Origin of the sequence: Gordonia caeni, from assembly GCF_039537105.1 — a bacterium.
Classification (GTDB): Bacteria; Actinomycetota; Actinomycetes; order Mycobacteriales; family Mycobacteriaceae; genus Gordonia; species Gordonia caeni.
On sequence record NZ_BAAAZW010000002.1, the window covers coordinates 425,394 to 437,289 of the forward strand.

At 69.4% G+C, this 11,896-nt stretch carries 11 protein-coding genes; 5 read left to right on the forward strand and 6 right to left on the reverse strand.

The window, feature by feature from the left end:
• Positions 1-57: 57 nt before the first annotated feature.
• Together ABD732_RS04745 and ahcY are read left to right on the forward strand one after the other, a co-directional pair.
• On the forward strand, positions 58-1,548 hold the full coding sequence (locus tag ABD732_RS04745) for an amino acid permease (protein WP_344781103.1): 1,491 nt from the start codon (positions 58-60) through the stop codon (positions 1,546-1,548).
• 82 nt (positions 1,549-1,630) lie between these two features.
• Positions 1,631-3,124: an adenosylhomocysteinase gene (gene ahcY, locus ABD732_RS04750; RefSeq protein WP_344781105.1), complete on the forward strand. Its 1,494-nt coding sequence runs from the start codon at positions 1,631-1,633 to the stop codon at positions 3,122-3,124.
• 70 nt (positions 3,125-3,194) lie between these two features.
• On the opposite strand, the gene ABD732_RS04755 is transcribed toward ahcY, so the two are convergent.
• From ABD732_RS04755 to ABD732_RS04780, 6 genes are all read right to left on the reverse strand, one after another.
• Positions 3,195-3,848 (reverse strand): dTMP kinase, encoded by a 654-nt coding sequence (locus tag ABD732_RS04755; protein WP_344781107.1) that lies wholly within the window; start codon positions 3,846-3,848, stop codon positions 3,195-3,197.
• Between the two features lie 47 nt (positions 3,849-3,895).
• A complete protein-coding gene (locus tag ABD732_RS04760; protein WP_344781109.1) occupies positions 3,896-4,441 on the reverse strand; it encodes an RNA polymerase sigma factor in 546 nt (181 codons plus the stop codon).
• Between the two features lie 143 nt (positions 4,442-4,584).
• Positions 4,585-4,908: a hypothetical protein gene (locus ABD732_RS04765; protein ID WP_344781111.1), complete on the reverse strand. Its 324-nt coding sequence runs from the start codon at positions 4,906-4,908 to the stop codon at positions 4,585-4,587.
• Positions 4,909-4,937: 29 nt separating this feature from the next.
• A complete protein-coding gene (locus ABD732_RS04770) occupies positions 4,938-6,686 on the reverse strand; it encodes an Hsp70 family protein (protein WP_344781113.1) in 1,749 nt (582 codons plus the stop codon).
• Positions 6,687-6,694: 8 nt separating this feature from the next.
• Complete coding sequence (locus ABD732_RS04775; RefSeq protein WP_344781115.1) at positions 6,695-7,138, reverse strand: nucleotide exchange factor GrpE; 444 nt, start codon at positions 7,136-7,138, stop codon at positions 6,695-6,697.
• A complete protein-coding gene (locus ABD732_RS04780) occupies positions 7,135-8,106 on the reverse strand; it encodes a cysteine peptidase family C39 domain-containing protein (RefSeq protein WP_344781117.1) in 972 nt (323 codons plus the stop codon). Before ABD732_RS04780 ends, ABD732_RS04775 begins: the two co-directional genes overlap by 4 nt.
• Positions 8,107-8,239: 133 nt before the next feature.
• Here ABD732_RS04780 and ABD732_RS04785 point away from each other — a divergent pair, with 133 nt between their 5' ends.
• Genes ABD732_RS04785 through ABD732_RS04795 form a run of 3 tightly spaced genes read left to right on the forward strand, consistent with a single transcriptional unit; the run spans position 8,240 to position 11,881 of the window.
• The gene (locus tag ABD732_RS04785) at positions 8,240-9,637 is read left to right on the forward strand and encodes a dynamin family protein (protein ID WP_344781119.1); all 1,398 of its coding nucleotides are present in this window, start codon (positions 8,240-8,242) and stop codon (positions 9,635-9,637) included.
• Entirely contained in the window at positions 9,634-11,442 is a 1,809-nt protein-coding gene (locus tag ABD732_RS04790) for a dynamin family protein (RefSeq protein WP_344781121.1), read from the forward strand. Before ABD732_RS04785 ends, ABD732_RS04790 begins: the two co-directional genes overlap by 4 nt.
• Complete coding sequence (locus ABD732_RS04795; protein ID WP_344781123.1) at positions 11,432-11,881, forward strand: hypothetical protein; 450 nt, start codon at positions 11,432-11,434, stop codon at positions 11,879-11,881. The genes ABD732_RS04790 and ABD732_RS04795 overlap by 11 nt, the downstream gene beginning before the upstream one ends.
• The last annotated feature ends 15 nt before the right edge of the window (positions 11,882-11,896 follow it).

Below are 11,896 nucleotides of genomic sequence, written 5' to 3' on the forward strand. Positions count from 1 at the left end.
TTGAACGGGTCCTGACAGCGGCCACCGGGGTCGGTGGGCAAGTGAAGGGAGCGCCGAGTGAGTAATCCGTTCACGCGGGTGAAGTCCGTCGAGCAGTCGATCGCCGACACCGACGAACCCGACTCCCGGCTTCGGAAAGACCTCACGGCCTGGGATCTGACCGTCTTCGGCGTCGCCGTGGTGGTCGGCGCCGGAATCTTCACGCTCACCGCGCGCACGGCGGGCAATGTCGCCGGCCCGTCGGTGTCGCTGGCCTTCGTGATCGCCGCCGTCGCCTGCGGCCTGGCCGCCCTCTGCTACGCCGAGTTCGCGTCGGCGGTGCCCGTCGCCGGCAGCGCGTACACGTTCTCCTATGCGACCTTCGGCGAGTTCGTCGCCTGGATCATCGGCTGGGACCTGATCCTGGAGCTGGCGCTGGCCGCCTCGGTGGTGGGCAAAGGCTGGTCGCTGTATCTGGCCAAGGTGATCGGCGTCGACGGCTCGACGGTGATCGAGTGGGGGTCGGTCAGCATCGACTGGGGTGCGCTGCTGCTGATCGGCGTGCTCACCGCGCTGCTGGCGCTGGGCACCAAGCTGTCGTCGCGGGTGTCGCTGATCATCACCGCGCTCAAGGTCTCGGTGGTGCTGCTGGTCATCATCGTCGGCGCGTTCTACATCTCGGCCAAGAACTATTCGCCGTACATTCCGCCGGCGGAGCCCGCCGAGCGCGGCGTGGGCATCCACCAGACACTGTGGTCGTGGATGTCCGGTGCCGACGGGAGCAACTTCGGCTGGTACGGCCTGCTTGCCGCCGCCTCCCTGGTGTTCTTCGCGTTCATCGGCTTCGACATCGTGGCCACCACCGCCGAGGAGACCAAGAATCCGCAGAAGGCACTGCCGCGCGGCATCCTCGGTTCGCTGCTGATCGTGACGGTGCTGTACGTGGCCGTCACCCTGGTGCTCACCGGCATGGTGCCGTACACAGAATTGGCGGGGGAGAGCGGAACGCTCTCGACCGCCTTCCAGCTGCACGGCATCACGTGGGCGGAGTGGATCATCAACCTCGGCGCACTCGCCGGCCTCACCACGGTGGTGATGGTGATGCTGCTGGGTCAGACGCGCATCGGTTTCGCGATGGCCCGCGACGGCCTGCTGCCCCGCGGCCTGTCCAAGACCGGCAGCCGCGGGACCCCGGTGCGCATGACCCTGCTCGTCGGCGCCGTCGCCGGCGTCCTGGGCACCTTCTTCCCGATGGGGGCACTCGAAGAGATGGTCAACATCGGCACGCTCTTCGCCTTCGTCCTGGTCAGCATCGGCGTCGTCGTGCTGCGGTACCGCCGTCCCGACCTGGAGCGGGGCTTCCGTGTGCCGCTGATGCCGCTCATCCCGATCCTGTCGGTGATCGCCTGCTTCTGGCTGATGCTGAACCTGTCGATCGAGACCTGGCTGCGTTTCGTGATCTGGATGGTGCTCGGTGTCGTCGTGTACCTGGCGTACGGGATGCGGCATTCGGTGCTGGGCATGCGTGAACGCGGCGAAACGCCCGCCCCGATCCACGATGTGCTCTGACGTGCCACGCCGGTGCAGCGCGCCGTCGGCGAGAGGATAGCCTTATGCCCGACGAATCACGGCCGCCATCGAGAGGGACCAGATGACCACCGCGCCCGACAGCGCATTGACCGCCGACGTAGTCAACGGAATCGATTTCAAGGTCGCCGACCTATCGCTCGCCGACTACGGCCGCAAAGAGATCCGCCTGGCCGAACACGAGATGCCCGGCCTGATGGAGCTGCGTCGCGAATACCACGACGTGCAGCCACTCAAGGGGGCCCGGATCTCCGGTTCCCTGCACATGACCGTGCAGACGGCGGTGCTGATCGAGACCCTCGTCGCGCTGGGCGCGCAGGTCCGCTGGGCGTCGTGCAACATCTTCTCCACGCAGGACCACGCGGCCGCCGCCATCGTCGTGGGCCCGTACGGCACCCCCGAGGAGCCGGCAGGCGTCCCGGTGTTCGCCTGGAAGGGCGAGACGCTGGAGGAGTACTGGTGGGCCGCCGAGCAGATGCTCACCTGGCCGGCCACCGACGAGAACCCGGCCGGCACCCCGAACATGATCCTCGACGACGGCGGTGACGCCACCATGCTGGTGCTGCGCGGCGCCGAGTTCGAGAAGGCCGGTGTGGTGCCGCCCACCGACGACGAGCATCCCGCCGAGTACAAGGTGTTCCTGGAACTGCTGCGCGCGTCGCTGGCGAAGAATCCCACCAAGTGGACCGCCACCGCCGAGTCGGTGCAGGGCGTCACCGAGGAGACCACCACCGGCGTGCTGCGCCTGTACCAGTTCGCCGCCGCCGACGAACTGGACTTCCCGGCGATCAACGTCAACGACTCGGTCACCAAGAGCAAGTTCGACAACAAGTACGGCACCCGCCACTCGCTGATCGACGGCATCAACCGCGGCACCGATGTGCTGATCGGCGGCAAGAAGGCCCTCGTCTGCGGCTACGGCGACGTCGGCAAGGGCTGCGCGGAGTCGCTGGCCGGTCAGGGCGCGCGCGTCCAGGTGACCGAGATCGACCCGATCAACGCCCTGCAGGCGATGATGGACGGCTTCGACGTCGTCACCGTCGAGGACGCGATCGGCAACGCCGACATCGTCATCACCTCCACCGGCAACCTGGGCATCATCACCTTCGAGCACATGAAGCAGATGAAGAACCAGGCCGTGCTCGGCAACATCGGCCACTTCGACAACGAGATCGACATGGCCGGCCTGGAGTCCGCCGAGGGCATGACCCGCATCAACATCAAGCCGCAGGTGGACCAGTGGGTCTTCCCGGACGGCAACAGCATCATCGTCCTGTCCGAGGGGCGCCTGCTGAACCTGGGCAACGCCACCGGTCACCCGTCGTTCGTGATGAGCAACAGCTTCGCCAACCAGGTGATCGCGCAGATCGAGCTGTGGACCAAGAACGACGAGTACGACAACGAGGTCTACCGGCTGCCCAAGCACCTGGACGAGAAGGTCGCCCGCATCCACGTCGAGGCGCTCGGCGGTCAGCTGACCAAGCTCACCAAGGAGCAGGCCGAGTACATCGGCGTCGACGTCGAAGGGCCGTACAAGCCGGAGCACTACCGCTACTGATCGAGCGAAGTCGAGATCCCTCGCCCGTCACCTCCCGCAGGTGGCGGGCGAGTGGCATCCGAGTTCGGCGTCAGGACCGGAGCGAGGCACCGGGGACGGTCAGGCGCAGCACCGCGGCGACCGCCTCGTCGCCGTCGGCGACGAGCCACGGCGACACCCACTGCCGGTCGGCCAGATCGAGGTAGGCGCGCCAGACGCGGGTCTGCAGGTCCGCGTCGCGCTCGTAGGCGTCCTTGGCCCGCGACGCATCGGTGTCCGCGCGCCCCTGGGCGCGATCCATCGCGACCTCCGGGGGCACGCCGAGCAGCAGCTGGTGGTCGGGCACCGGCAGGTCGAAGCGGCCGAACTCGAGCTCGCGGATCCACCGGACCACCTCGCCGTCGGGTCCCTGATCGAGCCGGGCGGCACTGTAGGCGGCGTTCGAGGCGACGTAGCGGTCGCACAGGACCAGCTCGAACTCCGCCAGCGCCGCCCGTAGGGCGGGTGCGGACCGGCGGCGGTCGAGGGCGAAGAGCACGGCCATCGCGTAGGCGCTGTCGCTCAGATCGCCGTGTTCGCCGTGGAGCGCCTCGGCGGCCAGATCGGCGGTGATCGAGTTTCCGTAGTCGGGGAAGGCCAGTGTCGTCATCGAGATGCCGTGGTCGGCGGCCTGCGCGCGGATCCGCTGCACGATGGTGTTCTTACCTGCGCCGTCCAGGCCTTCGATCGCCACGAGGATTCCCATGCCGCCGATCCTAGTGTCCGGGCCGGGGAGCAACCGGCGGCTGAGGTTCAGGAGCGGTCCTCAGGGTCGCCCAGGTTCTCCCGGAGTGCCCGCTTGGCTCGGGACAGGCGACTCCGCACGGTCTGGACGGGGATCGCGAGCTGGTCGGCGATGTCCTGGTACGTCAGATCACCGTAGACACGCAATACGAAAGGGACCCGGTAGTGCTCGGGCAGGTTGTCCAGGGCCTCCTGAATCAAGTCAGACCAGGCTACGTCGGTGGTGAAATCGCCTTCCGCGGCGAACTCATGATTCTCGATGGTCAGGGTCTGAGGTCGGCGCTTGGCCTGGGCGAGCGCGGCGTTGGAGGCGATCCGGTACAGCCAGCTGGAGAAGGCAGAATCCCCGCGGAAGGTGGCGAGTCCGCGCCACGCGGCCAGCAGGGTCTCCTGCAACGCGTCCTCGGCGTCTTCAGGGTTGCCGGTGATGCGATAACAGACCGACCAGAGGCGGTTCCGGTGTGCGCCGGCGAGTTCCGCGTAGGCGTGCTGGTCGCCTGCCATCGCGGACTGCAGCAGTGCAGCGGCATGGTCGTTGGCTGAGCCCGACCCCACCGCCGCCATTACTCCGCCCCCACCGCACGCGTGACGGTGGACGCCACGGCCTGAATTGTGAAGTATGTCACGGATGGATTCTAGCCCGGTGCGTCACTTGCCGTCGGAGTTAGTGGCGTGGGCAAACACTCCGGAGCAATCCGTCAGAGTTCGATGTCCCCGCCGTCTGCCGTCTGCTCGCCGTCGGGAGGGTCATCGGCGACCGGTTCGGACTCGAGCCCTGATCCGGGGTCGTCGTCGAGCCCGGACAGGGGATCCAGGTGGTCGTGGGGAAGGTCGTCCGCCTCGGGGAGATCGGCGATTTCGACGGAGTGGACGTCCGGCCCGGGCGGCAGGTACAGGTCGGAGTCCACGTGTGCCCCGAGATCGAAGGCGTGATCGAGGGCGCGGTTCCAGACTCCCAGCGGTGGTGTCAGCGTCTCGGGGTCCTCGTATCGCCGCCACCAATGCGTGAGGTCGTCGTTCACGGTCGGGTCGCCTGACTTGTCGCGTGCCATCAGAGCCCCGGCTGTTGCCGCCACCAGTCGAGCACTTCGTCACGGTCACCGGGGGCGTAGTGGAGACAGGCCATCGTGTTGGTGCTGTCGGTGGAGTGGCAGACCGAGAGAGGAGTCTCGTTCCAGTAGCGTCCACCGCCGCGAGTTCCGTCTTCATAGGTCCAGGACTCGTTGGGCGGTCGTTCGTAGTCCGCCACGTCTCCCGGGTACCGGGCGATGTCGATCTGACGGACTGTCGGGTCCTGCACGCGGCAGGTGATGGCGGCGGTCACGGCGGGAAGGTCCCACGGGCCGCAGCTGGCCGTGGGCTGCAGGTCTGGCGGAATCATCGCGAACAGAGCGCACTCCTCAGTAGCGGAGAAGGGACAGGTGGGAGTCGCCGAACCTTCGGGCTCGTCGCCGACGGGGGTGCCGGACAGTCCGGAGGCCGTCGGAGGTGGCGGTTCTCGGTCTCCGTTGAGGGAGACCACGGTGAGGACGAGCGTTGCGATCAGCACCAGCACGCCGGCGGCACCGCCGATGATCAGCGCCATCGTGCGACCGGACAGGGGAGGTTTCGACGGAGACGGAGGCGGAGGTGGTGGCGGTGGTGGAGGAGGCGGGGGCTCCGGCTTGCTCTGCCGGCGAGACCGGGGTTTGGCCAGGTCGTTGGCTGGCGTGATGAGGCCCTCGGCGCCGAGTGCGCCCTGGGCCACGACGGTCTTGGGGTCACCCAGCGTCGCGATGGCGCCGAGAGAGCTCAGCTCGCGGTGCACCACTGGGATATTGCTCGACCCGCCGACCAAGAAGATCCGGCTGATCGGGGCGGGGGTCACCGCGTCCGCTTCTGCGATGACGCGCCGGGTCAGCGCCAGCGCCTCGGCGACGTCGGCGGCGATGAGCTGCTCGAACTCCGTGCGGGTGATCTGCAGCGACGTCCCGTCGGGGAGCGCGATCACCGCCCGGTTCGACGACGACAGCGTCTCCTTGGCATCTCGGATCCGGTCCAGGACGGTCAGCCGGGCAGCGGGTTGGCTGAGCCGCCCGGCCAGCGCCGGTGCCGCCGACCGGCAATGGTCGAGCACCCACCGGTACAGCCGGGCGTCGAGGTCGTCGCCGCCGAGATCGTGCAGTCCACCGGATGCGGCGACGACGAAGGTACCCGGCCTGGTGCAGTCCAGCACCGTGACATCGCAGGTGCCCCCGCCGAAATCGAAGACGGCCAGGCGGTCACCGGCGGCCACCGGTGTGGCGGCCGCGTAGTAGGCCGCCGCCGCCTGGGATTCGCCGAGCAGACCGAGCCGATGCACGTCGAGGCCGGCGTTGCGGGCGGCGGCCACCAGCCGCTCGAGCATCTCGGTGCGCCACCCGTCCGGATGCGTCAGGACGACGCCGTCGAATCCACCGCCGTGACGCGACGTGGCGGTGGTGACGGCCCGACGCAGTACCGCGCCGGCCAGTTCGGCGGGGCGGTAGGAGTGGTCGCCGAGCGTCACGGTGTCGTCGCGGAGACGACGCTTGGGCATGGGTTCGAAACGCCCCGGCTCGGTGAGGGCGAGGTTGAGGGCGGCGGTGCCGACCACCAACTGATCGCGGTCGGCGAAGACCGCCGACGGCATCGCCGCCGCCGACGCCGACAACCGGACTTCGTGCACCGTCCCACGGCGGTCCCGGAATGCCGCGGTGGTGTTGGTGGTGCCCAAATCGATGCTGAGCAGGGACGCTCCGGGACGCATCGGCTCGCCCCCTTCGGCATGTCGGTCGGCCATCGGCCCGTTCATTCGGCTGCGCTCCAGACTGTCACGTCGGCTGCCCGTAGCGGGCGGCCGTCGCGAACCCGGGTCCACCCCGGACGCTCGGTTCTCATCACGGTGCCCAGCCGCCCGGAGGAACGAGTAGCCGGCACCGTGGCCACGCACCGGAACCGTTGCGGATCGAACGGGGCGCCGGGGTCCGGTGCCACCCGGGTCACCCCCGCGCGTTCCAGCTCTTGCCTCACATACGACCGCACCGAGTCCTCGGTCGACGTGTCGTAGGCGCCGGTGAGGGCCATGATGAGGTCGTCGGCACGCTCGGTGGCGGCCGGTGACGCCTCCGGCCCGCGGATCCCGCCGGAAGTGCGGTGTCCGACCGGGTCGACGGCGCCGCGCAGCAGATAGCCGGCCACCAGCGCCACCTCGGCGATCGCGGCTGCGGCGGCGATGAGGAGACCCCAGTTCATCGGGGATCTCGTGATGTCGTCGCGGCCGTCGCCACGCTCTTCACGGCCACCCCGGCACCCAAGACCACGGGCATCAGCACCCACGGGTTATGGGTGAGCCAGCCGATCGCGTCCGCCAGTCCGGTGGAGTCTTCGGTGCCACCGGCGACGCCGGCCGGTACCTCGGCTCCAGCTTGCGTCGAACCAGCCTGGGTCGAACCGAACCCGGCCGGTTCGGTCGCCGCCGTGGGCTGAGCCGCCGGGAGCCCGGTCTCGCCGGAGGCGAACTCGATGTTCGGTGAGGGGACGTCGCACACGATCATCTGATTACCGCTCTCGGCCCAGGCCTCCTCGAACCGGTACAGCGGCACTTCCAGCATGTCGCCGCCCTCCCCACCGGTGTCGGACAGATAGACCACGCCTTTCTCCACATCGATCTCGGAGATGACGACGCAGTGGTCGGCACCCTGATCGGTGCCTGTCAGCTGGTCGACCACTTCTTGTCCGGGATCCCAGTAGCCCGAGTCGACGGCCACCATGACGCCGTGGCCGCCGTCGAGCAGGTCCTGGAGAGTCGCCAGATCACCGAAGGCCACGGTGGCGGGTATCCCGGAGGCCTCCAGGATCTGCGCACCGGCTTCAGCGGTCATCCCGTTCTCGATCACCCCGTCGGCGAAGAGTCCGTGGTCGAGCGCGTACTGCACGAACACCGATTCATCGGCGAAGGTGGTTCCGGTGTACTCGGAGACGATCTGAGCGACGCTCGCCGGCACGCACGTTCCGTTCGCGGCCTGGGTGAACCAGTGCTCGGAGTACTCCTCGGCGGCCGCGCCGCCGGCCGGCGCCGATACCCCAGGGAGATCGGCGGGCAACTCGGGCACCTCGCCGGCCTCGGGGCCCGGATCGAGCGGGTCGTCCTCGGGGGTGTCGCAGAGGTATTCGATCGGCTCGTCGGCGGGAGTGTCCTCGGGGAAGTCGAGCTGGTCCATGACTGGCCTTTCGGTCTCGTCTGGTCGTCGGTGGAAGACCGCTGTGAGAAGTAGGAGTGCGCACAGCGGGAGAAAAGTTCCAAGACCGGTGGAAAGGTTCCAGACCCCTCTGGCGGCTCGGTACGGTGACCAGGTGGCCGGCAACACCGATGCAGTGCTGATGGACGCTGTTCGCGGGCTGCTGCGCGACGTCGCCGCGACGGTGCCGGCGCGGGAGCGGCCGGCGGTCGAGGCTGTGACCAGCCGGGTCTTCGGGGCGCCGACCGTCGCGCTGGCGGGTCGCGTCAGCTCGGGCAAGTCGACCCTGGCGAACGCCTTGATCGGACAGCAGATCGCACCGACCGATCAGCGGGAGTGCACCAGAGTGGCAACGCTGTACGAGTTCGGTGTGCCCGAGCGGGCGGAACTGGTGGGGCTCGACGGTGCGCGGCACGAGCGGCCGGCTTTCGGTTCGCGGGAGCTCGGATGTCCGCCGGAGGACGTCGATTTCGAGGTGGTGCATCTGGCTCAGGCGCCCCTGCGCGATCGTTACCGGATCATCGACACCCCCGGCCTCACCGGGCACACCACATCCTCGGAGCGGGCGACGCGCCGCGCGCTGATCGACGGACACGGTCTGCCCGCGCCGGACGCGGTGCTGTTCCTGGTGGAGGGCGGTCGCTTGCGGACCGACGAGGTCAGTTTCCTGCAGGACCTTGGTGCCTCACCGCGCAACACCATGCTGGTGAGCTCGCAGGCCGACACCGCCGGAGAGGGAGCCGCCGGTGACGTCGACCCCTTCGACGTCGCGGCCCAGCACGCTGCGGTCCTCGCCCGGGAGTTCGCACACTTCACGCAGCTCGTTGTGCCGGTGTCGGGGCTCATGGCCGAGGCCGCGGAACTGGGGATCTCCGAACGGGAAGCCGCGGCGCTGAGCTCGCTCGCCGGTATCGATCGGGACGAGTTGCTGCTGGCGATCCACGCCGGTGAGACCTCCCCGGAGATCGCCGGCCTGCTCGAGCGCATCGGACTGTACGGACTGCTGCACGGCAGGAACCGGGCCCGCGCCGGTGCCGTGGCGATGTCGGACTGGCTGCTCGACCGGTCCGGACTGGTGACTCTGCGCAGGGCGATCGACACGGTCCTGCGCCGTGCGAGCTCGGTCGGCCGGGCCCGCGTGGCGGTGGCCGGCGTGCGGGAACTCGCGGGGCGCAGCGCCGCGCGGGATGCGGTGGCGGCCCTGCTGGAACGGTTCGAACTGGCACCGGCCGCGCACCGGCTGCGCGAGACGGCCGTCGCGGACCGGTTGCGCCGGCGCGAGCCGGACAGTCCGGTGCTGGCAAGGCTGGCGGCCGTGCTGGCCGCCGACGGACCGGCGGCGGTGTGCGGTTTGCCGCCGTCGGCGTCGCCGGCGCAGATCACCTCGCGCGCCGCCGCTCTGCTGACCGACTGCCGGGCGCAGCGGATCGCGGTGCTGTCCAGTGCCGAGCGCGAGGCCCTCACCGTGCTGGAACGTACGTACCAATTGGCCGCCGAAGGCGGCAGCCGGTGAGTGAGGCGCCGAGACGACAGGCTCACACGCCGCTCGAAGCGGCGCAGTTGGTGCTGCGCAAACACGGCCGGGAGGCCGAGGCAGAACGGATCGTCGCGGTGGCCGGGCAGCCGCCTCCGGACCGGACGGTGGTGGTGGTCGGCGAGGTGAAGCGGGGAAAGAGTTCGCTGGTGAACTCCCTGATCGGTCGGGTCGGCGCGGCGAAGGTGGACGTGGGCCTCGCCACGGCCGCGCAGGTCCGCTACGTCCCGCCGGACGCCGGGCACCCGGACGGGTCGGCGTGCCTGCTGCTTCCCGACGCCAGCCGCCGGCCGATCCCGGCCGGCGAGGTCTTCCGGTGGGTCACCGTCGACGGCGACCTGGCCACCACTCCGGTCGACGGCATGGTGCCGGTGGGAGCCGAGGTTCGGGTGGCTGGACGCAGCCTTCCCGACGTGACGATCGTCGACACCCCCGGTGTTCACGGCCTCGACCACCGGCACGCCGAGGCGGTGGTGGGGGCGACCACCGGTGCCTGCGCGCTGCTGATGGTGTGCGACGCCCTCGCTCCGATCAGCGCGGCGGAACTGGAATTCCTGTCCGGCGTCGGGGCGGAGATCGGCACGGTGATCATGGCGGTCACCAAGGTGGACAAGTCGCCGACCGGCTGGCGGATCGTCGTCGAGGAGAACCGCCGACTGCTGCGCGAGCACGCGCCGCAGTTCGCCGGAATTCCGGTGATCGGGGTGTCGAACGTCTTCGCCGCGGCGGCGATCGCGCGCGACGGTGAGCCGCAGGCGCAGGTGCGCTGGCAGGCCTCGGGGATTCCCGACCTGGCACGTGCCTTTCAGGAGGCGCTCGGAGACCCGGCCCGCATCGTCGAACGCAATGCCGCCCAGTGTGCGGCGGTGGCGCTGACGGTTCTGCGTGCCGAATTGCGGCTGCGCCGGCAGGCGCTGGTCGACGGGCCGCGAACCCGGCAAGAGATGAGCGCAGAAGCGAGCCGTCTCGAGCGACTGCAGAACGAGCAGGGGGAGTGGAGCATCCGCCTCGAACAAGACCTGCAGCGCCTGAAGCTGCGGGCCCAGTCCCGTGGCCGCGATGCGCTGGGCGACTTCAGGGAACAGTGGGACAAACGCATCGGTGCGGCTACCACGGTGTCGGTGACCCGCGGCGGACAGGTCATGGCTGCCGAGCTGACGGTGGAACTGCAGGCGCTGGTGAACACCCTCACCCGCCAGGTCAGAGACGAACTCGCGGCGTTCGCCGAGAAGTGGCTCACCGGGGCGATCCTGCAGACCGCCGCCATGTCCGAGGCACTCGGGAGCCTGGACTCGGTGGACCTGCGGCCCCCGCCCGAATACGAACGGTGGAAGGGCTACCTCGCGCCCCGCACCATGATGTTCGCCGCCATGCGCCCGATGATGGCGCCGATCTTGGTGGGCCTGCAGCTGAAGTCGGTGGGCCAGGAGAAGCTGCGGACCGCGATGAATGCCGCGCTGCGGAGCGCGCAGGACGAGATGGGCGCTGCGATCCGGGCCGTCTACAACGAGGTCGGTCCCGAACTGAAACTGGCCTACCGTGCCGAACTGACGGCGTCGATCGCCGAGGCCAAGGAACTCCTCAAGGAGGCTGACGCCGACCGCAAAGCCGACGACGCGGCGCGGCGCAAGGACGTCAACACGTTGGACACCGAACTAGTGCTGATCGACCGGATTCTGCAGGCGTTCGCCGCACACCGGACGACCGGCGCCCCGGCGGGCGGGGATCGGGAGAGACCGGAGAAGGAAGCGACCGACCGGGAGGCGGGAAGCAATGCGCCGTAGACATCCGAAGCCGGAGAATCCGGAGCCGGGAAACGTGTACCCGGACCAGCGCGCCGCCGCCGGATCGAGGACGTTCCTGCCGAACGAACCCGGAGACATCCGCCATCTCCCCTACGCGAACGGTTCGGTCTCGGCCAACGTCGGCCACCTGACCTGGAGCTGCGACCAGTCGCGGGATTCGGTCGCCGAAGCGGCCACGGCGGCGCTGCGGCAACTGCTCGCCGGGGCGATACCGATCGACGACGTCTCGATCGGCGAGGGGGACGCCGGCCTCGTGATCGAGGTCTCGATCGGCCCGTTCCCCGACTCGGGCATGCGCGGACGGCTGGTGGTGGCGCCGACCCCGCCGACCCCCGGACAGTCCGGCGGCGCCGTCGCGCCCGGTACGCGCTCGTTCCTGTACTCGGAGACCTTCAGTCCGCAGGCCGGCGAACGCTGACCATCGGCGCCGGTG